The 21,947-nt window shown below is 55.3% G+C and carries 22 protein-coding genes; 15 read left to right on the top strand and 7 right to left on the bottom strand.

From position 1 onward, the window contains the following. Positions 1–48 precede the first annotated feature (48 nt). The 8 genes from RBH71_RS12855 to RBH71_RS12890 all read left to right on the top strand — a co-directional run bounded on the left by RBH71_RS12855 (position 49) and on the right by RBH71_RS12890 (position 7,776). Positions 49–1,155 carry a hypothetical protein gene (locus tag RBH71_RS12855; RefSeq protein WP_141566661.1) on the top strand — a complete coding sequence of 369 codons (1,107 nt, stop codon included), beginning with the start codon at positions 49–51 and terminating at the stop codon, positions 1,153–1,155. A gap of 132 nt (positions 1,156–1,287) precedes the next feature. Next, on the top strand, positions 1,288–1,536 hold the full coding sequence (locus tag RBH71_RS12860) for a hypothetical protein (RefSeq protein ID WP_004431493.1): 249 nt from the start codon (positions 1,288–1,290) through the stop codon (positions 1,534–1,536). A 5-nt stretch (positions 1,537–1,541) separates the two neighbouring features. Beyond that, on the top strand, positions 1,542–2,567 hold the full coding sequence (locus RBH71_RS12865; RefSeq protein WP_004431494.1) for a DUF2169 family type VI secretion system accessory protein: 1,026 nt from the start codon (positions 1,542–1,544) through the stop codon (positions 2,565–2,567). Continuing rightward, positions 2,564–3,631 (top strand): hypothetical protein, encoded by a 1,068-nt coding sequence (locus RBH71_RS12870; protein WP_004431496.1) that lies wholly within the window; start codon positions 2,564–2,566, stop codon positions 3,629–3,631. The genes RBH71_RS12865 and RBH71_RS12870 overlap by 4 nt, the downstream gene beginning before the upstream one ends. Further along, a complete protein-coding gene (locus RBH71_RS12875; RefSeq protein WP_111809891.1) occupies positions 3,628–4,764 on the top strand; it encodes a DUF4150 domain-containing protein in 1,137 nt (378 codons plus the stop codon). The genes RBH71_RS12870 and RBH71_RS12875 overlap by 4 nt, the downstream gene beginning before the upstream one ends. 9 nt (positions 4,765–4,773) lie before the next feature. Continuing rightward, positions 4,774–5,766 (top strand): type VI immunity family protein, encoded by a 993-nt coding sequence (locus tag RBH71_RS12880; protein WP_004431500.1) that lies wholly within the window; start codon positions 4,774–4,776, stop codon positions 5,764–5,766. Between the two features lie 92 nt (positions 5,767–5,858). Continuing rightward, positions 5,859–6,773, top strand: a complete 915-nt coding sequence (locus RBH71_RS12885) for a type VI immunity family protein (RefSeq protein WP_323687362.1) — start codon at positions 5,859–5,861, stop codon at positions 6,771–6,773. Between the two features lie 58 nt (positions 6,774–6,831). After that, a complete protein-coding gene (locus tag RBH71_RS12890; protein WP_323687363.1) occupies positions 6,832–7,776 on the top strand; it encodes a type VI immunity family protein in 945 nt (314 codons plus the stop codon). Positions 7,777–7,910: 134 nt separating this feature from the next. Here the strand turns inward: RBH71_RS12890 and RBH71_RS12895 are convergent, their stop codons facing one another. Continuing rightward, entirely contained in the window at positions 7,911–8,177 is a 267-nt protein-coding gene (locus RBH71_RS12895) for a hypothetical protein (RefSeq protein WP_233283697.1), read from the bottom strand. Between the two features lie 623 nt (positions 8,178–8,800). On the opposite strand from RBH71_RS12895, the gene RBH71_RS12900 reads away from it, so the two are divergent. From RBH71_RS12900 to RBH71_RS12910, 3 genes are all read left to right on the top strand, one after another. Beyond that, positions 8,801–8,983 carry a hypothetical protein gene (locus tag RBH71_RS12900; RefSeq protein ID WP_205590170.1) on the top strand — a complete coding sequence of 61 codons (183 nt, stop codon included), beginning with the start codon at positions 8,801–8,803 and terminating at the stop codon, positions 8,981–8,983. A gap of 224 nt (positions 8,984–9,207) precedes the next feature. Continuing rightward, positions 9,208–9,393: a hypothetical protein gene (locus RBH71_RS12905; protein ID WP_111851283.1), complete on the top strand. Its 186-nt coding sequence runs from the start codon at positions 9,208–9,210 to the stop codon at positions 9,391–9,393. Between the two features lie 79 nt (positions 9,394–9,472). Further along, complete coding sequence (locus RBH71_RS12910; protein WP_323687364.1) at positions 9,473–9,943, top strand: hypothetical protein; 471 nt, start codon at positions 9,473–9,475, stop codon at positions 9,941–9,943. 245 nt (positions 9,944–10,188) lie between these two features. On the opposite strand, the gene RBH71_RS12915 is transcribed toward RBH71_RS12910, so the two are convergent. Then, positions 10,189–10,467 (bottom strand): hypothetical protein, encoded by a 279-nt coding sequence (locus RBH71_RS12915; protein WP_065661980.1) that lies wholly within the window; start codon positions 10,465–10,467, stop codon positions 10,189–10,191. Positions 10,468–10,729: 262 nt separating this feature from the next. Between RBH71_RS12915 and RBH71_RS12920 the strand changes: the two genes are divergently transcribed. Beyond that, a complete protein-coding gene (locus RBH71_RS12920; RefSeq protein WP_323687365.1) occupies positions 10,730–11,116 on the top strand; it encodes a hypothetical protein in 387 nt (128 codons plus the stop codon). A 507-nt stretch (positions 11,117–11,623) separates the two neighbouring features. Here RBH71_RS12920 and traA read toward each other — a convergent pair. Then, on the bottom strand, positions 11,624–15,415 hold the full coding sequence (gene traA, locus RBH71_RS12925; protein ID WP_323687366.1) for a Ti-type conjugative transfer relaxase TraA: 3,792 nt from the start codon (positions 15,413–15,415) through the stop codon (positions 11,624–11,626). A 428-nt stretch (positions 15,416–15,843) separates the two neighbouring features. Between traA and RBH71_RS12930 the strand changes: the two genes are divergently transcribed. The 3 genes from RBH71_RS12930 to RBH71_RS12940 all read left to right on the top strand — a co-directional run bounded on the left by RBH71_RS12930 (position 15,844) and on the right by RBH71_RS12940 (position 18,927). Beyond that, entirely contained in the window at positions 15,844–16,770 is a 927-nt protein-coding gene (locus tag RBH71_RS12930) for a nucleotidyltransferase and HEPN domain-containing protein (protein WP_323687391.1), read from the top strand. Between the two features lie 187 nt (positions 16,771–16,957). Next, positions 16,958–17,266: a mobilization protein gene (locus tag RBH71_RS12935; protein WP_162697292.1), complete on the top strand. Its 309-nt coding sequence runs from the start codon at positions 16,958–16,960 to the stop codon at positions 17,264–17,266. Further along, a complete protein-coding gene (locus RBH71_RS12940; protein ID WP_323687367.1) occupies positions 17,263–18,927 on the top strand; it encodes a type IV secretory system conjugative DNA transfer family protein in 1,665 nt (554 codons plus the stop codon). Before RBH71_RS12935 ends, RBH71_RS12940 begins: the two co-directional genes overlap by 4 nt. A gap of 125 nt (positions 18,928–19,052) precedes the next feature. On the opposite strand, the gene RBH71_RS12945 is transcribed toward RBH71_RS12940, so the two are convergent. The 4 genes from RBH71_RS12945 to RBH71_RS12960 form a co-directional block, all read right to left on the bottom strand. Further along, positions 19,053–19,610, bottom strand: a complete 558-nt coding sequence (locus tag RBH71_RS12945) for a hypothetical protein (RefSeq protein ID WP_323687368.1) — start codon at positions 19,608–19,610, stop codon at positions 19,053–19,055. Positions 19,611–20,347: 737 nt separating this feature from the next. Then, positions 20,348–20,845, bottom strand: a complete 498-nt coding sequence (locus RBH71_RS12950) for an RES family NAD+ phosphorylase (protein ID WP_080850243.1) — start codon at positions 20,843–20,845, stop codon at positions 20,348–20,350. A 7-nt stretch (positions 20,846–20,852) separates the two neighbouring features. Further along, positions 20,853–21,203, bottom strand: a complete 351-nt coding sequence (locus tag RBH71_RS12955; protein WP_323687369.1) for an MbcA/ParS/Xre antitoxin family protein — start codon at positions 21,201–21,203, stop codon at positions 20,853–20,855. 359 nt (positions 21,204–21,562) lie between these two features. Further along, positions 21,563–21,937 (bottom strand): hypothetical protein, encoded by a 375-nt coding sequence (locus RBH71_RS12960; protein WP_323687370.1) that lies wholly within the window; start codon positions 21,935–21,937, stop codon positions 21,563–21,565. Positions 21,938–21,947 lie beyond the last annotated feature (10 nt).

Raw genomic sequence — 21,947 nt, forward strand, 5'->3', positions numbered from 1 at the left:
GTGGCGGCCCTGCCTTTGCTTATTAACCTATTTATCTCTGAGGTAGCCATGGCCCAGACCTATTCGACTGAACGAATTCTTGCGACAAGCAACACGATTTCGGGAAAATTTTCACGCCAGAAGGTTGAGCTTGGTAAGACTGGGCTGAGCTTTTCCACGATACTGAATGAAAACATGCACGTCTGGACCGATCCGTCTCCTGTCAAAGAGGGTGTTGTAGCTCGTATTTATGACCCGGAAAATCGCGATAAACTGATGATAGAGGTGCACCACATCCTCTTTCCGTCATTCGCTGATGCAAGTACTGCCGGGTATGGGTTCCTTGCGCTCAACGGCTACAATCGGATCCTTCAGGACTCCAGCCATGGAAACAGCGTGTTTGGTTTTCTCGCGGGGAGTGAGTTCAAGGAGGGGCTCGGTTATGATCGCATGTCGCGCTTGGCCGTGGTTAGCCACGGCAGCGATGTGCTCATCATTCAGGCGACTTTCGATTACGATGACTATCCTGACTATGAGGATGCCCTATCCCGCTTCTTTGGTGGGCTGGAAATGGAAAGTGAGAGCGCTGCATTCAAAACCCTGAAAGAACAGACCGCAAAGGGCGGGGAGGTTTTTCTCTACCCGGAAGGGTGGGATCTGAAGACGGTCGACAGTAGCAACAAGCCAGAGGGCACATCCGACTACAACCTCTCCATCAACGGAGAGGAATATCCCAATCTCGTCGTCCACATTCGCCCTGTAGATCTCGCGAAAGGTCGGGAGGTGGCAGCGGATATGATTTCAACATTTACCAAGCAGATCGATGACAGTTCCCAAGCGTCTTTCGTCGGAGACGCGGATATGGAAACCATTAAGAGTTCATCCGGCGAGCCCATTGCGCATGCATATGCGCGTGGCTGGGATACGACGACCGGCGGGCATTTTGTGACCGAGATATTTGTCCAGAGGAATGCTGATGTCGCTTCAATCTCAGTCCTCGGACTCAATACTTACGATGCGCGCCGAAACATTCGCTCATTTGACAAAGAGACCCAGGACATCATCTTCAAGAGCTGGGTGACGGGAATCTCCGCATACTCGGTAGTAAAAAAGTCATTGGTGATGAACAGGGACGCGATCAAGCGGGATTTTGATTTGCGCGTTTTGGACCACTAAGCCGAAAAGCCCATGGAGATACTGGTATGAAAACCAATGTTGCAAAAGGCGTGCCGGTTTACAGACTGCTAGCGCGTTCATCGAACAGCCGGCGCGTTCTCCGCCCAGATCATTTTTTTGAGGAGGCTCAGAATGAATCAGGTTCCTGATCGCAAAGCGCTACTGGGAGAAGTTTTTCCTTTGCCAGAGGGTGCTTGGGAGACACTTTTGAAGCTCGCGACAATGATCGAGTTTGATGGCTCCGGGACGCTGACGATCCGCAACGGCGAAGCCCGCATCTCATTGGGTTCTGACGGGATCGTGAGGGTGGAAGGCAAGAAAATTATCCAGACGGCTCGCCAGAATATAGCACTGGATGCCGCCTATATCGATCTGAATTGACCAACATGTGGGCTGTCAGCAACAACACGCCCTTCTCCGCGGACGGCTATTTCGTTCGAGATCGAGACGGCAAGGAGTATTGGTGTGTCGCCGTGCGCGGGCGGTTTCGTGCGCGTCCCGATGGAATGACTGATCTTCTTGAGCCGCAGCCTATCCGCCTCTCGCCGGTGTATCGCGATGCCGACGCGAAAGAACTCCTCGCCGATGCTGATTTCGCACCTTTCCGGCCCGCAGCAGATATTCTTCTCCATGGTTCAGCCTTTGCACCTGATGAAAGGCCGTTAGACAGTATCGATGTCACGGTTGCGGTCGGTCCAATGATCAAGCGGGCCAGCGTTAGTGGTGAAGCGCGCATGATCAAAAAAAAGCGTGGCTGGGAGGTTGCCGACAGAGAGGGAGCCGCCCGCGTCGAACTGTCATGGACGCGTTCGCTCGGTGGAAGCGATCTCTTCGCGGATGAGGATGGGGCCGAGTGCGAAGCTAACCCGGTTGGCCGCGGCTGGTCCCGTCATTTCGAGCGTGCGCCGGAGGGAGCTGAACTGGCTGTGCCCCAGATAGCGGCTCCTGCGCAGGTTTTCCATCCCGATCGGCCGCTTTCGCAGCCGGTCGGTTTTGGCGCGGTTCAGCCGGCCTGGGCAACGCGGTATATCCACGCCGGCACCTATGATGACGCATGGATGAAACACCGGTCCCCGCTTTTGCCTTCCGATTTCTCCGAAAAATTCCACCAGACCGCGCCTGACGGTCAGATCTATCCGGGCGAACTACGCGGCGGCGAGCCGGTCAGGCTCGAAGGTCTACATGCTGAAGGCAGTTACGAATTTCGCCTGCCGCAATGTATCATAGAAGCGGACACGCGTATTGCTGGCCGGACATTAACGCATAGGTTCAGGCTGATTCAGGTGGAAATTACCGGTGATGAGCGTCTCGTGGATCTCGTATGGAACGCGCATGTACCATGTGGCGGTCGCGACCAGGATGTCGAAGTCTCTTTCCTTCGATTGAGGCAAATGGCCGGGGTGGTCTCATGAGAGCGGCGGTTTCAATTCTGGCGGCCGGCCTGACATGCCCTGCGGGCAAAAATTTTGAAACGGCAATTGCCGCCTATTCGCGCGGCGAACGGTTCACCGAGAAGGACCGCAACCTGGTGATGGCGGACGGGCGACCACCGACCCTTGCGCCGGTCTATCCGTTGACGGAAGAGCGGGACTATGTCGAGCGGCTGCGGACGTTACTCTCCTGCGCGCTTGACGATTGTCTTGCGCAATTGGCGAAGCGCGGACAGGAAAGTGTGGATTATGGGATGCTTCTACTGCTGCCCTATTGGATGGAAGGCGGAGTTGTCGCCGAGGCCTTTGATGCCAGGCTTAAACAAACCCCTCTTGCGCAGGTGAAGACCCTCTCCGTTTCCTTTGGCGGACAGGCGGAAAGCCTGCAACTTCTTGGTCGGGATGGTCTGGAAATCGTGAGGAGAACGGGGAGAGTTGTCCTTGTTGCGGTTGTCGACAGTTATATTCACTCCGATATGCTCGACAGTCTGGCCTATCACGGTGAACTGCTCACCCGGGACAACCCCTACGGTATGGTTCCCGGCGAGGCTGCGGCTGTGTTGGCGCTTGGGCCGGAAGATAATAGGCGGCTCGGCCGAATTGCGCGCCTTTCGATCATGGAAGAGCCTGAAAGCCCTATTGATCCCGAGCGCGGATTGATGGGCCGCGCCCTTGCTAGCTGTTATGGGGCTCTCCTCGAAGGCGGCTTTTCTCCGGATCGATTTATTGTGGATCTAAATGGTGATCGCGTACGTGCCGAGGAATTCGGATATGCGATTACGACCAACGCCGCGCAAATGGCCGACCTGTCCGAAAAAGCGGAAATCCCGTCGCTTCAAATGGGTGACCTCGGGGCTGCGAGCGGGCTTGTGATGGCGGCGCTTGCGCTTGGGCCCCCTCCTGGATCGCGCGTCGAAAAGGCAGAACCGAGGGGTGAGGAATTGCTCTACAGCCTTTTGTCCGCCAGTTCCCGCGATGGGTTGAGAGCAGCAACGATTGTGGAGAGCGTCCAGCGCGACATCGAAACCGGCAGGATAAACGCATGAAGGAAACAATCCGCATCAATGGGATTACGCTCTGCCACAAAAACTCGAATGGCTATGTTCGCTCGACGTTGCCGGATGTATGCCTGACCCCGCCCAAGCCGTTGCCCGTGCCATACACGAATACCGCATTTGCCCGCGACCTTGCCGACGGCACCACCACGGTGTTTTCGCATGGCGGGGCGATGAACGGCGTGCGCGGCTCCCGGTTCGCCAAATCGATCGGTGACGAGCCCGGTTCGTCGGGAGGGGTCAAATCGGGCACACATCTGCATGAGGCGACGTTCCTGTCCTGGTCTCCCAATGTGTTCATGCAAGGCCGCGCAGTAACGCGCCTTACCGACAAAATGCTCCTCAACAAAGGAAACACCGTCTCGGTCGGTGGCTACAAGACCGACCTGCCTGAAGGCCATCCTGAACGTTATCTTTGCGAGGTGGGCTGCCGATGTTATGCGCTGCATCGCCCCAGAAACAGCGTTACCGAGGGGCTTGAATGGATGGATCAGGTTTTGCCGCGCGACGACGAGGCAAGCCCGGGTCGCTACCAACGCTGTGTCGATGCAACGATCCAGGCGCAATATCCAAACACGGTCCTTGGTGGCAGCATGCCGGTCGGCGATCCGCGCACCAATTACGGCTATATTTCGGAGCTTGGATTCTGGGACCCGAACAATCCAAAAAACACGTTCCCGGACAAACCGCCCGGCAATATTATTCTGCAGGGAGAGGAACACGACATTCCTAAGGTTCCCCGCAGGGCGCCCTGGGGCGGTACGCGATGGTTCAATGTGCGTGGCTCGCGCTGGCTCGATGTGGTGAAAGTCGAGAACGGCCAGATGACCCATATGTACGATATGAAGTTTCCGGGGGATAAGTTTCCGAATGATCCCACGAAGAATGCCGCATATGAGGCTATCGCATTGCGTCACAGGGCTAGATACAGGGAATTCGTGGTGCTGGATGAATGTGACAATTGCGAGGAATCCGTGAGGCAGCGCGAACAGGAACGTCAATGGGAGGCCGAAGAACGATGGCGACAGCTCAAAAAAGGCCTTGAGAATGGCCCGCCGATCTGGCTTCCGTTGCCAGGCCCGAGGCTCCCTGGTGGACGTCGACCTCCGATACCAAGCTGGTAGGATAATATTATGAATTTAAATGAACTAGTCGGCACGATGGCAATCCTCGAAGAGCGCGGTGAACTCGAGAAATTGAGCGAGATCGGTTTGCCGCCGGGCAACGCGATTCAATGGCTGTTTGGCCTCACTGCTGGTTTCTATTTTGCAGGTGGTGAAACACCACGGATACGACGAGCCGCACTCGATCTGGCCGCGCGTTACTACGATGTGACGACAGGAAACACCAATCTGCTGACGGTCAGTGAACGTTCGCGCCGTCTGTCTTCGAGAGATGACATTGAGCGACATCTAGCACAAGCCAATTACCTTGATGAGAAGGAGACCGTAGGCTTCTATATCAGACACATGCCTGCCCAAGCTCTGCGGTCGACCGATCCGGTCCACGACTATTTGACGGCGCTTCTTCCCGGTATTGGGTATCGTGGCGGCTGTGGGCACCTGATGTACCAGACGAGGTTGTCGGAACTATCGCTAGATCCAGTAGGTGTCGTGCGTTCCTTCGTTGACGCCTGCCGTGATCTTCAGGTCTTTTATGCCGTTTCGGGGATGTCGCTTTTCTTTTATTCCTATGCGGCAGGAGCAACTGAAAAAGCCTATCCCTTGTTCCGTAGATTTCCCGGCCTTCTCTATGAGGATGGCATCCGTTTTGGGTTAATCATTTCGCAGCGCACCGATGTAATCCGTGATGTGAATTGGCTTACAGCCGTCAACGATGAACTGCTGGCGCGGGTCGGTGGTCTCGACAAGGCGAGAGAAGTGCTGGGAGACGAGATTGTCCTCCATCCCTACGAAGGAGGCGTCGTTTTCCAGGCGGGTGCCCGGCCTGTACTCGGCGACTTGAACAAGGGGCGAGTCCCTGCTGCGTATCGCGCAGTCAACGATTTTCTCAAGCCCCTGCGTTACGAGGCCTGGGATTATCCCTATCTGCGAGCGCCTTACGGTGTCGACGAGATGGAGTATACGCAATGGTGGACGCATCGATTTGACGATGGTGAACGTTGAGCTTGCTAAGCCTCATGAATTCAAACGAACTCACCACCACTATGGCAATCCTTGAAGAACGCGGTGAACTTGAAAAACTGGATGAAATCGGGTTGCCGCTCGGCAATGCCATCCAATGGCTGTTCGGGCTGACATCAGGGTTCTATTTTGCCGATGGAGAAACCCGTCAGATACGGCAATCCATGCTCGGTTTGGCAACGCGTTATTACGATCTGTCGGAGGGTAACCCCAATTTATTGTCGTTTAATGAGCGGACACGACGTATCTCAACAGGAAGACAGATCGAGGAATACCTGTCACAGGGCGACTATTACGACGAGAAGGAGACGGCGAGTTTCTATATAAGGCATATGCCAAAACAGGCGTTGCGTTCGACGGATCCGGTCCACGACTACTTCACTGCTCTCCTTCCCGGCGCCGGTTATCGCGGTGGCAATGGACATCTCATGTGCCAGACAAGGTTATCGGCGCTGTCGAGCGATCGGGATGGTTTGGTCCGTTTTTTCGTTGACGCCTGCCGCGATCTGCAGGTTTTCTATGCCGTATCGGGTTTGTCGCTCTTTTTCTATTCCTACGCGTCGGGCGCAACGGCAAAAGCCTATCCTCTTTTTCGTAGGTTTCCCGGGCTGCTTTACGAGGATGGCGCGCGTTTCGGATTGGCGATACGAGACAGGACGGACACGATCCGCGACGTGAACTGGCTGACAGCCGTCAACGATGAGTTGCTCGAGCGAGTGGGCGGCCTTGACAAGGCACGAACGGTACTCGGTGACGAAGTGATCCTTCACCCTTATGACGGCGGTGTCGTTTTCCAGGCCGGAAACAAGCCAGTGCTCGGTGACCTGAACAAAGGCCGGGTGCCTGCTGCATATCGTGCAGTCAACGATTTTCTCAAGCCTCTGCGTTATGAGAACTGGGAGCGTGCCTATCTCAGAGCGCCACATGATGTCGATAAGATGGAGTACACCGAATGGTGGATACGCCGGTTTGATGGTGGCGAGCGCTAGGGTGGTTTTTTGGATATTGGCGAACTCATCACCGCGATGGCGATCCTTGAGGAGCGCGGTGAACTCGGCAAAGCTGGGTGAGATCGGCCTGCCGCCGGGCAATGCTATCCAATGGCTGTTTGGCCTAACGTCCGGTTTTTATTTTGCGGAAGGTGAAACACGGCGTACACGCCAAGCCATGCTCTATTTGGCGCTACGTTACTACGACCTTGCGGAAGGCAACGCAAATTTGTTGTCCTTTAACGAGCGTGTACGCCGTATCTCGTCACGGGATGACGTCGCGAATTATCTGTCACAAGCTGAATATTTTGACGAGGCAGAGACTGCGAGCTTCTATATCAGGCACATGCCAAAGCAGGCGTTGCGTTCGACCGATCCGGTTCACGACTACTTCACTGTCCTTCTTCCAAGCGTCGGCTACCGCGGTGGTAACGGACGGCTGATGTATCAGACGCGGCTATCGGAATTATCACGCAATCCAACCGGCGTCGTTCGCCTCTTTGTTGACGCTTGCCGCGATCTTCGGGTTTTTTATGCAGTGTCCGGCATGTCGCTTTTCTTCTATTCCTATGCGGCAGGTGCGACTGAGGAGGCATATCCCTTGTTTCGTCGGTTCCCAGGCCTTCTTTACGAAGATGGCAGCAATTTCACGTTGGAAATATTGCGTCGCACCGATGTGATCCGAGACGTGAATTGGTTGACAGCCATCAACGACGAGCTACTGGAGCGCGTCGGTGGCTTAGAGAAAGCAAGAGACGTGCTTGGAGACGAGATTGTCCTCCATCCCTACGAGGGAGGCGTCGTTTTCCAGGCGGGCGCCCGGCCTGTGCTCGGCGACTTGAACAAGGGGCGAGTCCCCGCTGCGTACCGCGCAGTCAACGATTTTCTCAAGCCTCTGCGTTACGAGGCTTGGGATTATCCCTATCTGCAAGCTCCTTACGGTGTTGACGAGATGGAGTATACGCAATGGTGGACGCATCGATTTGACGATGGTGAACGTTGAGCTTGCTAAGCCTCATGAATTTAAACGAACTCACCACCACTATGGCGATCCTTGAAGAACGCGGTGAACTTGAAAAACTGGATGAAATCGGGTTTCCGCCCGGCAATGCCATCCAGTAGCTGTTCGGGCTGACATCAGGGTTCTATTTTGCCGATGGAGAAACGCGTCAGATTCGGCAATCCATGCTTCGCTGCGCCACCCGAGCTCGATCGAGAGGGCAACGGTTTGGATCTCGAGGAGGCGGTCGCGGCCGGGCCGGGCGGAATGCCGATTGTTTCGCGCATGTCGCGGATTGTTGTGACGGCCCGTTCGAGCATTCGCCGCTTCTGATAGCCGCCGAGGTGATCGAGCCTGTTGGCGTCGCGAACAAGTTCGGCAATGAAACTGTTGGTCACGGTCATTGTATGAGGTTGCCGGGTCGGCTGACGGGCGTCAATCCCAGACCTTCGAGGTGGGCTTCAGGCCCTGAAGTCGGCACCAGAATGTAACGCCGATGCATCACGGCGCTTGGGTGCAGAGGTTGGCTTTCTCACTCGCGTTTCGTAGTTATTTTCATTTTATCATAATGTTGATGGATTTTCCGGAAGCGAAACATGAGGCTTGCATCAAGCACGTTTGTGTTCCGGATGGCCGGTGGCCGGGCGCGGAAATCCGGGGTTGCGTTCAGTGTACAAAGAGAGGGCGACATGGAGATGTATTAGTGTGGCATCAAATTTGGGATTGCGATGACAATGAGGGGCAGTCTGTGGTGGTGTATTCTTCACCGGAGGAACCGAAATGCCCATTTGCGAACGCAAGTTACACCCGCAAAACTGCCTTCCTTCGACAGAGGAAGTGCAACACTTCCTGGCATCCAGTCTGGAGCCTCACATCGTTGAGACGCCGACCCGGCAGGTCGCATTCCAATACTTCCTGATCGGAATATCAGGACTAATGAAAAAAACTTTGTCGACGAAGAAAGCTCGTTAAAACCGCTGCAAAGCGAATGGATTTGAACTGAGGAATATCGGTAGGGATGAGAATCGTGAAGAATGCTGTCAGCTTAGCCGTCTTTTTTGCTTTGACTGTATCATCGTCATCAAGCCAGACGAAAGAGCCGAAATTCTCGACCCGTTTGATTATATCCGTTGATGAGCCGTTGAATAAAGAAGGTGGGGCGGTAATTATATCTGGTCGTCAGGTTTCTGATGATAATGGCGCGCCCTAGCTGAAGATTCGGGACATTTGGACGCTCGCGAAAAGGCGTTCCATATAAGCGTGTCGTCGCCTGCCTCTATCGTGGATGTTGTTTACCCTGAGAGTGGAACCTACAGATTTAAGTTTCAATCTCCTCCTGGCAGCAACGCCCCGCCCCTTGAAACTCGGGAGGTTTTAACTGGCAGTGCTGAGGTAACCAATCCGCAAACCAAAAAGCAGGTGAGTTGGCCCTCGATGAGCGTCATTTATGTTGAAGGTGCAACCTATAATGAGGGATGGGCGCGGATATTCGCTTCCACTTTCGATCTGGCTTTCAATAGCGAGGATAAGGCTGCCGTTTCTATCGAGCGTTTCCCTGCGGGCCGTGTTTTATCGTTATCCCGGAGCGAGATTGAAACCTTTGTGAGGGATTCCAAATGAGCGAGTTGCTCCCGGTGACGCTGTCATTTCGTCTCAATAGGAGAGATATCGGTCTGGGTGGTATTGGCTTCCACGGCGATTGGAGAGGATTATCGTAATTTCAGACTTCATTGGAAAAGATTGCGCGCTGGATCATCAGGCCATCCGAAACAGGAATTTCGCGGCGAGGATTTTTCCCGAATTTCCAAGCGGGGAGGAAATCGCTCTTGTCGCCGCGCGTATCGGTAGTGACGAGATTGATTTCGCTGCTTACGAGTTCGGTCAGCCTCCGCGCCAATTTTCACCGCAACCGGTAGGGTTGGTGCTTGACGCACTGTTTGAAAATTCGCCTTATGGCCTTCTGATCCATTTTTCAGGTCATGATCTCTGGATCTGGGCGCCGGAGGATCACGAATACCTCGTTGTCTTTGGTGATACCAATCTGGTGCAGGCGATAGAACGAAGTGGCATATTCTCATACAGCTTTGCTGAATATCTGGGCAAAGGTTTCTTGTCGCAAGCGACAGTCACACAACTTCGCGGCGTAGCATCGAACTATACGATCGGGTAATAGCGGGCGAGCCCACTGAGGGCGGATCATGGATGTGCTGGAAGGGTGCGGGAATGTGTTCGCTGGCCGGCACAAGGGTAACCAAAGCACAACATTTTCACGACGACACCTAACTATACGATCTTATAGTGCCTGCAAGCATATTAGGAGATGTTCGGCCAGCGTGATCTGTTCTGCATGAAGCAACGCCTCCGGAGGAGAAAACCTTTTCGCCATTCTGCTGACATAGAAGCCCGGTGCTTTGGTTAAAGCAGAGAGACTATCATCATCGCCCAAAAAAAGACGAGCATGGCGATACAGGCCGGACGGAAGAGATAAAATCGCTGCCAGTTCGTGAGGCGGAGGTCGTTGTAGTGCATGGATCTGTCAAGTCTGACGCGATCCATGTCGCTGTCGACAGAAAAATCGCCACCGTTCTTCTTGTAGAATCGATACTCCCGAACCTGCGTAACAATCTGTTGTACAGCCAGAAGGCTAACCGCGATCAGGGCCGCTAAAAAAATGACGATCTCAAGTATCAGCAAAGGGTTTCTCCTGTGCGATCGGTTGAAACGGCGACGTATCCGAGTTTGAATCAAATCGTGGGAGACGAATTGCCAAATCGCTTCGATGGATGCAATTGTTATTCAAAACTACGCAATGTCGATTTTTTCGTCCAGTATCTGACAATGATGTGGCGCGGTATTTCGGAGAGGTGAGAGATGGAATTGCGCGAGCTCGCTGCACACACAGGGATAAACTGTCATGTGACGTCGTATGTTCCTCGTCCTTCCTCCCGATCGCCTCTTGACCTATTCGCGCTGGCTGCGCCTACTTGTCTCACAAAGCCTGCTCGAAATGGCCCGCGATCCGACAAAGCCGGCGACACCGGTTCTCTATCTGCTTGATCAGTTCGCATTTTCTCGTCAAAGTACTTTGATTTTCGTTTCGGCATTATCGGGGATAACCATTCACGCATTCCACCGACCTTCTTCTTCCCAAGATTGCTCGTTATTTCTACAACCGGACACCTTGTACGACATCGTTTTCTCTCCTAGACATCACCATGTTTCCAGCGAGGACACTATCTTGGACGGACAAATCCGACCAACTTCAAAAGGTTATGATTTTCCTGCGGTTAGCTCGGACGCCGCGCGCGTCTTCAAGCCCACGAGTAGCACGTTTCAATTTTAAGGCAGCGGGCATGCCGACAAGGATATTGTGTTGATACATTTCGCTCCCGAAAATCACTCGCAGACAAATCGATATTATTGCGGACGATTTCGTCAATTACAAATTGAATTATTATCGGTTTATAACTTTTCACGATGGAAAGAATTGCGGCGGGTTTTCGGGTCCCCCCTTTCGAGGGCGGAACGAAACGTTGGGATAAAGATTGGTTCCGCAACTGAGCCCCTCGCAGTGTTGTGACGACTCGAGGCCTGCCCCTCCGGCCGATGAAGGGATCACGGCTTCGCTTCGGATACGCGGCAGTGTCGAGCGTTCACGCGATGAAGCTCGCCAGGACATGTTCGATTATATCGAGATGTTCTGCACCCCTACACGCAAACACGTCAGAAACGGAATGCTCTCTCCGGTCGCGACGGGTCAAGTCCATCGCGACGCCCACAAAATTTGGAAGCGTAGCGCGCTTCCAAGGCGGGGCCGCTAAACAACGCTAATGTAATTGTCGGCTCCCCACTATCGGCTCAACCCAAGCCCTCGAGATCGGACGAGCTGCCGTTTCAGCGCGTGGTCATGGCTGAGCTCGGCATGGCGTGCACGATGCACCATGCGGGCGATCGTCTGGATCTGCTCGGTCTGTTTTGCGAGCTCGGGGCGTTCCTCGAGCTCGCTGGCGAACCTGCGAGGATCGTAACTACCGAACCGCCGCGTGAGCGCTTCGGCCACCCGCTTGGCTTCATCAAGCGCGGCTCGGCCCTCAGATGACGATCGCAGTTCCGCGATAAACTGGCTCCGTTTCTCCAACGGCATCTTTTCCACCTGGGCAAGGATCTCGGTGCTGCGCGGCGTGAGGGCAGGGACCTCGATGACGTCACGCTGCTCACGCTGCCATTGTTCGCTCGCGCGTTCTTCGCCAAGCCGCCGCTCCCATGCCTCGGAGACGTAGCCAATATGGGCAGACAAAGACCTGGCATATTGCAGCGCCTCTTTCCGCTCCTTGTTGTTTCCGAACAGACCCGACTTGCCGCGTAGCTCCCCGAAGCGCTCTGGCTGCTCGGCCATGGCCTTTGCCATGATGTTGCCATTGCCTTCCTTCTCGGTCATCGCGGTGCGCAGTCTCGTGGCGACCTCGACAGGGTCGCGGAACACGTGCCGCACCAGAGATTCGACCGTATCGGATCTCTGGTCGATGACAGACATCGCTCTTTCCCGGGCCACCTCTTCGATGCTGCGGTGGTGACGCGTGATCGCTGGCACCAGCGGAGCTGGCTTGCCGGTTTCCATCAGCGATTGTTGGACTACAGTTTCTGCGGGGGCAGGGATGGCGCCGTCTTGCGACATGACCTCGGACCACCGGATGCGGCGATATCCTTTGCTGTCCTCTATCCGGTCGTCGCGCCGTCCGTCATCAAGTTTTCGGGCGAACTGATTGCGAGGATCTTCGCGGTGAACAGGGCCGGCCAGATCGCCGGCACGTTCCTCGTAAACCTGCTGACGCTCTGATGGCCGGCCCTGCTGCTCCCGTTGCAGATGGGCCGCACGGGACAAGACCTCTTGACGCTCATCTTTGGCGGAAGCAAGTTCAATCTCGCTTCTCACCCCAAACTCTTGCCCGATCCCTTGGTCGTTTACGATCCATGGGTCGCTTGCGATCCCGCGCCGCTCGGCAAAGTCGCTGATATAATCCAGTGTGGTTTCCTTCGCGCCGGAACGCGACAGGCGGCTTGTCAGCTGCTCGTACGCCAACGCGTCACCCTTGACGACACGCCATGCATTGCGCTCGGCCTTTGTGCCATCCGGAAGCGTGACAGGCGTGGCGCCTTCATGCTGCAGGGAAATCCTGTCACCGATCTTTGGCGATGCATCTCGCATGGCCCGCTTGAGATCGACGCCCCACACTGTGCGCTGCTCGCTCTTGTCATTCTCCAGCGTCACAAAATAGTTTTCTCGCGCCTGGCGATGATGCTCGTAGGGCGCAATGCCGTGATCAACCAGCCGGCCCGCATTGGTGAACTCCTTGATGTCCGCATAGAGCTGCACGCCGTCGCGATGCCTGGTCATGGCAACATAGGTCAGATGCCGATCCATGGTGCGGGACGCCAGCACAAAGGCGCGATCGACTGTCGCCCCCTGATTTTTATGGATCGTCGTCGCATAGCCGTGGTCGATCGCCTGATAGCTGTCTGTCGGAATGCTGACACTGTCGCCACCTCGACCATCGAGCCGGGCGATGATCTTGCCCGGCTCCACATGCTCGACCGTGCCAAGCATGCCGTTTTTGACGCCGAGGTCGCGGTTGTTTTCGAGGAAGATGATCCGGTCGCCGGGAGCGAAGGCGCGTTTGCCGTTATTGGTCTGGAAGGTTAGTTCGCGACCGGCCTCACCACCCACACGGTCCTCACCATTCCCACGCCCTGCACTGGTGCTCAGCCCGTGTCTGGCCTCCGGCCTTTGTCTGTTCTGAAGCTCGGAGCGAATAGCGGCATTGAGGGCGCGCACATCGGCTCGGCGATGCGCCATGGCAACCCGGGTGCCGTGCGGATGCTCTTCGCTATCGGCGACATAATCACGCACGATCTTTGCCATCGCCTTGTCGCGGCTGTCCGCAAAGTGGATGGCGCCGTGATCGCGATAGGCGGCGAGGCCCTCGGCCGTCTTGTGGGTCGCAAAGGCAACCGATGCCTGTCTCTGCCAATCCTGGCGCTGGCGGCGTATCCCGGAAAGTTCGACATGGCCGATCTGCTCGGCAATCGCCCTGAAGGGTGCACCGGCCCCGATTGCCTGCAGCTGCTCATGGTCCCCGACAAGAACGATCTTTGCGCCGCGCTCTTCCGCTTCTCCGATGAACCGGGCAAGCTGCCGGCTCCCGACCATGCCGGCCTCGTCAATGACGAACACGTCACCGCGACCGATCAGATCCCGACCATGGTCCCAACTGTAAGACCATGACGCAAGCGTGCGGCTCTCTATGCCGGAACTTTCCTCAAGAGCCTCGGCAGCCTTTCCGGCAAGTGCCGCACCATGGACCTGATAGCCTTGCGCCTCCCACGCCTCGCTAGCGGCTGCCAGCATGGTGGACTTTCCAGCACCGGCAAACCCGACCACAGCGGCGATGCGTTCTGGACCTGTAATATGCGCGATCGCATGACGCTGTTCGTCCGACAATCCCGCTGACGGATCGCTCGCAGCCGACGGTCCGCTGGAGCTTTTGCGAATGGCGTTATCCTGCCTCTCCATGGCTCGATCGACATGGTGAGGATCGACGCCATGGGACTGCGCGTGATGCAACCGGTTCGCCGATCGCGCCATGCCAAGTTCCAGGTCGATCATGTCCTGCGTCGAATAGCGCGCATTGGACACTTCGCCTGTCTCGGCATCGATGCGCTCAGGCTGAAGTTCCACGAGCGCTGGTGATGCCATGACAGATGCAAAGGCGTTCTGGAATGTCTGGGCGTCATTATTGATGTAGCGATGCAAGGTTTTGGCAATGTCGTGGCGATCGAACACGCTCTTCTCATGGCTGATCAGCGTCAGAACCTGTTCGGGTTTTTGGCGGATCAGCTCGGCATTTTGCCGTGCTGCCTCGTCATCCAGTCGCCCGCGCTCGACGGCCATTCCTTGCTGGCGCATCTGCGACGCATGCACGCCCATATGTTCGGTCGGCGACAACTCAAGACCGCGCTCAATATGCGAGCGATGATCGATGCGAACATCCAGGCCTTCGCGTTGAAGCTGACGGTTGGCGATGCCTTCCCATGACTGCCGGATATCGCGAAGCTGCATGTCGGTCGTCGCCATGCCATTTGCCAGCAGCCGTGCGTTCTTGTGCTCAAGAACAGTCTTCCCGCCAAGGCCGGCTTTCCCAACCTGTCGCGTCGTCATCAGAACATGCGCATGGTAGTTCCTGATATCACCATGCTCGCTTGGCGAATGGATTGCAAAATCCACGGCCGCGCCATAGCGGTTTGCCAGATCCTGAGCAAAGGCGCGTGCAGCCTTAAGTCGCCCTTCTACCGAAAGCTCATGCGGAAGCGCGATTTCGAATTCGCGCGCGACACGGGCATCCTTGCGCTTTTCTGCAAACTCGGCAGCATTCCACAATTTCGAGCGATCCAAAGCCCAGTCGGCAGACACGCCTTGCGGCAGCACGATCTCACTATGCTCCACACCTTCTTTCCGGGTGAAGTCATGCACAAGGCCATCGCGATGATTGACGAGAAGAACCGCGCAACGATAGGCGGCAGATGCGACGGCGCTGCGACCGGATGAGCGCGAGACAGGTTTGGTGCTGAGATGATAAATCGCCAAACGAAATCTCCGATACGCAAACGGGGAGACCAAACGCTCAAAGGCGCCGCAAGTCGTAAGTGCGCCCTTGTCTGTTTACCGGTGGCGACGCTAGCAACATCGAACGGGCATTTCGACTACTAAAAGTAGTAGTCGCCAAGTGGCAATTGCTCGTGTTTGAATAGGCATGCAAACGCATCATTCCGGGGAGGGCGATAGGCGCAGGCTGATCGCACAACGGATCAGGGACAGAGGACAAGAGACAAGCGAGCTGGAATAGTGGAGGAAGATATTGCAGGCGCGGCTCGGCAAACAGGAGAGGGCGCAGACAACGCGCCTGAAGATTGCGCGTGCGGGAGACAAGCATTCGATTGGCGGCTGCCAAAAATCGGAGTTTCAAAGAAGTTTACAATGGACCATACAGGATACCGTCCAGAAACGGAGCAGACATGAAGACCAGCCTTGAGCATTTGCCGGAACGAAAGCAACGCGAGCTCGCGCGCGTCGTCGGAATTATCCAGGAAGAGTTTGCTGATCTGGTCGAGCGCTCGAAGTCGGACGCCAAGAAGGATGGACGGATTTTCAAAATCATTCTGTTCGGTTCTTACGCGCGTGGCACCTGGGTGGATGAACCACATACGTCGAAAGGCTACCGCTCGGACTTCGACATTCTTGTCATCGTCAGCAACAAGGAATTGGCCGATCCCAAGTACTGGGACAAGGCAACAGACCGGCTGATGTGGGACAAGGAGATCGAGACACCCGTCGGCCTTATCGTGCATGGCGCCCGCGAGATCAGCAACTTTTTGAATGATGGCCAACCCTTCTTTGTCGATCTCGCACGTGAAGGCATCGTGCTTTACGAATTCGACGATAGGCCGCTGGCTGAACCGAAACCGCTCAAACCTGCTGATGCACTCAGGGTGGCAGAGGAGCATTTTGAAAAGCAGTTCAAAAATGCAGTGGGATTCCTCGAAGGCGTCGGATTTTACCTGAAGTCAGGATACCTTAATCTAGCAGCCTTTACACTTCATCAGGCTGTGGAGACCGCCTACAACTGCTACCTCCTGACACTGACAAATTATTCGCCTGCGTCGCACAACCTCAAATTCCTGCGTGGACTTTCCGAAGGTCGTGATCACCGTTTGATCGACATCTGGCCGCGCGATCGGCAGCGATTTACCACATGGTACAACATCCTGAATGAGGCCTACGTCAAGGCACGCTATTCGAAACGTTTCGAGGTTTCCGAAGAGGCGCTCACCTGGCTTCAGGAGCGGACCGCGGAACTTCATAAGCTGGTTGAGACGCTTTGCCGTGAGCACATCGAAAAGCTCGAACAGGCCGCAGGACAAGCCGCAAATTCCAGCGACTGAGATTCACGGGGTAGCACAAAGTCTCCTGTACTCAGGTGACGGCGACTACAGCCTCATGAACCCTATGGTCAAACCTGCTCTCACAATCGCTATGTCGATCTCCTCATAGAAACTGGTCTGTCTTCCAGGAGCAAAGCCGCGGTCAACAGCGGCAGTTCCGGTGCGACCGCAATCGGAAGGAACAATCGTGGCAAGGAAAACCATCGAACAGCGCCTGGCTGAACTGGATGCGCAACGTTCCGCCCTCAAGGCCCGTCTCTCGAAAACCGAGCGCAACAACGATATGCGCCGCAAGGTCCTGATTGGCGCGCTCGTTCTGCATCATCTGGAGACATCGAATGATCAGGAATTCAGCAGGCAACTCGGTGAATGGCTGCGCCGCGAACTACCGGGCTTTCTCACGCGCGACAATGACAAGGCGCTCTTTGCCGATCTGATCGGACCAACGCAGCCGGGCACAGCAGAGACTGGTGACGGCGTGCAGGGTGCTCCATGAACCGATTGCGACTTGCCAGGGACGCATTCAAAAACATGATGCGAGCCGCAGCACGTGATCCGCTTTGGGCATTTCTTACTTTGCTTGCCATGCCCTTCCGGATCTGGAAACGGCTCCTCGGATTTATGTTCATCCTGTTCATCGTCACGTTTGTGATCGGCATGGGTGGCGCTCACTTCCTTGATCAAATGGGTTTCGGGCACGGCTCGCCTGTCTACATTATCCCAGGTCTCTTAACCCTGCTGGCGCTTGCCGTTATCACCTTCTGGTTCATCACCACTCCACTGATTTTGCATTTCGGGGATAGCGACGATGAGACCCATGGCTCCGCCCGCTTCGCGACACATAAGGAGATAGCCGCTCTCACCTCATCCGGTTCCGGTCTCTTGATCGGTCGTGATACGAAAACGGCCAGGCCTCTGCGCTATGATGGCCCGGCCCATCTGCTTACGATGGCACCGACGCGTACCGGCAAGGGTGTGGGCACGATCATCCCGAACCTGCTGACCGCCGACCGTTCCCTTATCTGCGTCGATCCGAAAGGTGAGAATGCAAGGATCACCGGCCGTGCGCGCCAGCAATTCGGCCCGGTTCATGTGCTCGATCCTTTCGGGGTCACCGGCATACCCTCGGCAGCCTTCAATCCCCTGGCCCTGCTTGATCCCCACAGCCTCGATGTCGCCGATGACGCCAGTACCCTTGCAGACGCTCTCGTGTTCGACGAGCCGGGGATGGCGGGCGAGGCGCATTGGAACGAGGAAGCAAAAGCGCTGATTGCCGGATTGCTGCTCGAGATCGTTTCGGCGGAGCCTTTGCGACGCAGGCACCTCGCGACACTTCGCGACTATCTTACCCTTGCTCCGGAACAGTTTGCAGCACTGCTCAAGCGTATGCAGGAGAGCGATGCGGCAAGAGGTCTTGTCGCGCGCGCCGCAAACCGCCACCTCGGAAAATCCGATCGCGAAGCTGCAGGCGTTCTGTCCGCAGCCCAGCGTCATACGCATTTTCTTGATTCACCGCGCATGACGGCCGTCCTCAGCCGCTCGGATTTTCGGTTTGCCGATCTCAAGCACAGCAATGTGACGGTGTTCCTCGTGCTTCCTCCTGATCGCCTCTCGACCTATTCACGCTGGCTGCGCCTGCTTGTCTCGCAAAGCCTGCTCGAAATGGCCCGCGATCCGACAAAGCCGGCGACACCGGTTCTCTATCTGCTCGATGAGTTCGCATCCCTTGGGCATTTGGCACCAGTCGAACGCGCGATGGGTCTGATGGCGGGCTATGGTGTCCAGCTTTGGCCCATCCTCCAGGACATCCATCAGCTGCGTGCCACGTACGGTCACCGCGCCGGAACCTTCCTGTCAAATGCCGGCGTGCTGCAGGTCTTCGGCATCAACGATCATGACAGCGCCCGCCTCATCTCTGATTTGCTGGGGCAGGAGACGGTCGTGTTCCAGACGATGGCGAGAGCGCTCGATTCCGATAAGACCGGGATCTCCTACAGCCAACAGCATACCGGCCGCCCGCTGCTCACCCCTGATGAGGTGCGCAATCTGCCAGCGAACGGACAATTGCTGTTTCTGGCCGGGCAACGACCAATATTTGCTGAAAAGCTTGCCTACTTTGCCGATCCGGAATTCAGGGATATGTTCGATCCAGTTTAACGGGAATGGTGGTAAAAAGGCAGTTCGACAACCCATTAAATCCTTGTATGCGCGGCCTTCCGGCTATCTTGATTGTGAACGCAATTTGCGCGCAATTCACTGGCCACGCAGTTCGCGAACGCAAGTTATTCGGCCATATCAAAGTCCGACCGCTTAATGCTGTTCGGCAGAAAATCGAGAGCTTCGAGGCTGATGGAGAGAGTTTCACTTTTGCCAAGCCCGTCTTCGTAGTGACACGAGACGTGCACCCGGGCTCGATCTGCTACAGTCGCGTGCTTCAAAAGCTCGGAGAAATCCTCATCACCATCTTCAAAGTGAATCTCGAAGTCTAGCACGTGTGGAGCCGCTTGCCGATCAAGCCAGCCGTTAGCGGCATGAACCTCCTTTAGGTAGCCGTTCGGCCGAATAGGCGCGGGGAGTTTCTCGACTGGCGCTTCCGAATTTGGCTCGAAGAAAACCAATCTCATCGGCGGTTTTGTGATGAAACCCGGAATTTCAATCTTGATGCGTCGAATTGAAAAGACTCGCCTATTCCAGTTGACGATTCTGAAAATAGCTCTCTGGCCGTGCATCGAGCACAGGAAAACCTCAATGGTTGGGGTTCCGTCGCCTATGAGAAATGCCGTCTGCTTACGTTGCTCCGAAAGTTGGTGATAAACATAATAAGCAGCGAAAATCGCCACAACCAGTCCCGCCCACCCCGAGGTTGCGGAAAGCCAATCCTGCAGTGTGCATTGCGGTCTGTTGCAAAGCATGGAGGAGATTTCCTTTTAAGGGTGGAGCGCATCGTGGTCAATCAAACATGCGCTCCGGTTGAACCCGGAAATGAAACTGTTGGTCGCTGTCATCGTATGAGGTTGCCGGGTCGGCCGACAACGGTCAATGGTAGACCTCCACGGTGAGCTTCAGGCGTCGAAGTTGGCCCCCTGGTGTGACTCCGATGCAGTGCGTGGACCACGATGTGAATTGTTTCACTGAAGAGTTTCAGTACTAATCGTATTTTTATCGTAGGTTTGATGGAGGTTTCAGAAGTAAAACATGATGGCGATATTTATTGCAGGGGCAACCTGTCGCCTCGGCGTAGCCTTAAAACACAACGTGAGCGTGGACTCCTCAAAGAATGATTACCGCTGCCGTGACAAGCGGCTGAGGTACTACGAGTTTCCTGAGTTATTGAATATGAAGTCTTGATAGAGCGGGGCAGGCGGCGAATGGCTCGTTTCCACGCCGCCATCTTTGCTCCTGCCATCGAATACAGTGGCGAGCCGGACTTGATGTCCTCCGTCTCGCAGCATGGGCGTCAGGCTGTGTATATTGACCCATTCCAGTGGGTCATTTACGGTGGATTTTCAATTAATTGACCCATTGTAATGGGTGTTTCAGACGCATTCTTGCCGCCCGCGGAGATTTCACTGCGGTTTCAGCGTGACAAGCGCTGCTCATCATCTATCAGGATCAACTGATGTGGGAGAGTGTCTCCCCATGTCCAGAGGACGACGTTGAGGTCGGTATCAGTCGCACCCGGAGCAAAGCTCCTGACTATTAAACCGCAAAAGCCCTCGTTTTTCAGAGTCCGGGCAAGACGTTGTGTGGGTGCTTCACCGAAGACATTCATGTCGTCTCGCCAGGTCGCGGTGCCGAGGGTTTGAGCTTCAATGCCATGATCATGAAGCAGGGCGCCATCGCGCGTATCAAACAACGGTGTTATGTCCGCATCGTAGGAGACGAGAGTTGTAGGCTGTAAGCTGCCAGCCTGATTTGCTTCCTTCAGTGCCGTGATGACTGTCACTGACGTGTAGAGGGCAGGCATACCTTTCGGATTGAATCTGCCGCCATAAAGCTCGGCTCCTCGTCCGGAGAGGGGCTCACGAGCGAATACGGGATTAAGCGCCCGGTAGAGCTTGCCCCGGTAGTGCATCAGGTGGTCAGGCATGCACGCCGGCGTCTATCGCGTCGACGTATTCGAGTACTTCGTGAGCGCGCCCGTCTTGAACAAGCTGCATTGCCGTGTGGCCAGAGAAGCCTGAGAGAGGCTGTGAACGATACCAAGCATATGCCATCAGCGCGGACCCGAAACGGGCCTCAACCTTGTTGATGACTTCGATCATTTCGCGTAGTCGCCGTTGGGTTTTTTCGGACTTGATGCGTTCTTTGCGCTGTACCGCATCTTTGCCCAACCCGGCACTGCGGGCGATATCGTCGCTTGTTGTATGAAGAACGTCAGCGATTTTTCCTGGCGCGAACAGCCCGTTGTCAGCATATTGTGCGAGAGCCATGATCGCCTCCTCTGATTAGCCAAAGATATTGACGTAATATAGCGTCAAAATTACAGGCGTTCAAGGTGTGGGTGTCCCTTATAGCTGCAGGCCGCTATATCTTCTCCCTGGATGCCGTCGCCATGGACGTTCGTACAGTGGTGCCCTTGGGATACCGCCGAGCCGCAAAACCGCGTCCGGCAGCCGAAGTACGAAGCCCCCTGCCACGCGGTCGCAAGTGGCAACGATTGGGATTTTTCGGCGATGGCCCGATGGTCTCTCTTGCGCCCGCCAATTGCGGTGATTGCACGAACGGTGAAACCGAATACTTTGGGAACGGCTGCTTCGTCGAATATGGCAAAAACGCTCGACACAGTTATTTATCTAAGTCGTTCCGTGCACCAAATTTCCGCAGAAATAATGTAGCCGTAAATCGCGTAGCAATTGCCGCTAAGCCACAAATAGTAACGGCCAAAAAGGTAGACGCAGATATTTTTTAGCTGAGAGTTACCGGACAAATAAATGAACGGTAATACGCCGACAATGCCGCAACAAGCCGCGAACAAATACCCCGTCCCGAACCAACCCCGAAGATTGGCAAACAACACTCCACAGACGAACGCGGGTATCAAACCAAATAGCCAACCAAGGAAGGCTAGGGACATCACTGAAACGATCTCTTCACTTTTCACGAAGACCGCGAAAATTGCCGCGATAATAGAGCTAAACATTGGCCCGATGATCATCGCGAACAAGATGATGTTC

This window comes from Rhizobium sp. AN68 (assembly GCF_030758035.1).
Classification (GTDB): Bacteria; Pseudomonadota; Alphaproteobacteria; order Rhizobiales; family Rhizobiaceae; genus Agrobacterium; species Agrobacterium tumefaciens.

Excerpts from the sequence above, each read along its gene's own strand:
- RBH71_RS12940 (WP_323687367.1), top strand. The coding sequence starts at position 17,263 with ATGAACCGATTGCGACTTGCCAGGGACGCATTCAAAAACATGATGCGA.
- RBH71_RS12855 (WP_141566661.1), top strand. The coding sequence starts at position 49 with ATGGCCCAGACCTATTCGACTGAACGAATTCTTGCGACAAGCAACACG.
- RBH71_RS12955 (WP_323687369.1), bottom strand. The coding sequence starts at position 21,203 with ATGGCTCTCGCACAATATGCTGACAACGGGCTGTTCGCGCCAGGAAAA.
- RBH71_RS12930 (WP_323687391.1), top strand. The coding sequence starts at position 15,844 with ATGAAGACCAGCCTTGAGCATTTGCCGGAACGAAAGCAACGCGAGCTC.
- RBH71_RS12905 (WP_111851283.1), top strand. The coding sequence starts at position 9,208 with ATGAGCGTCATTTATGTTGAAGGTGCAACCTATAATGAGGGATGGGCG.
- RBH71_RS12895 (WP_233283697.1), bottom strand. The coding sequence starts at position 8,177 with ATGACCGTGACCAACAGTTTCATTGCCGAACTTGTTCGCGACGCCAAC.
- RBH71_RS12860 (WP_004431493.1), top strand. The coding sequence starts at position 1,288 with ATGAATCAGGTTCCTGATCGCAAAGCGCTACTGGGAGAAGTTTTTCCT.
- RBH71_RS12950 (WP_080850243.1), bottom strand. The coding sequence starts at position 20,845 with ATGCACTACCGGGGCAAGCTCTACCGGGCGCTTAATCCCGTATTCGCT.
- RBH71_RS12870 (WP_004431496.1), top strand. The coding sequence starts at position 2,564 with ATGAGAGCGGCGGTTTCAATTCTGGCGGCCGGCCTGACATGCCCTGCG.
- RBH71_RS12875 (WP_111809891.1), top strand. The coding sequence starts at position 3,628 with ATGAAGGAAACAATCCGCATCAATGGGATTACGCTCTGCCACAAAAAC.
- RBH71_RS12865 (WP_004431494.1), top strand. The coding sequence starts at position 1,542 with ATGTGGGCTGTCAGCAACAACACGCCCTTCTCCGCGGACGGCTATTTC.
- RBH71_RS12880 (WP_004431500.1), top strand. The coding sequence starts at position 4,774 with ATGAATTTAAATGAACTAGTCGGCACGATGGCAATCCTCGAAGAGCGC.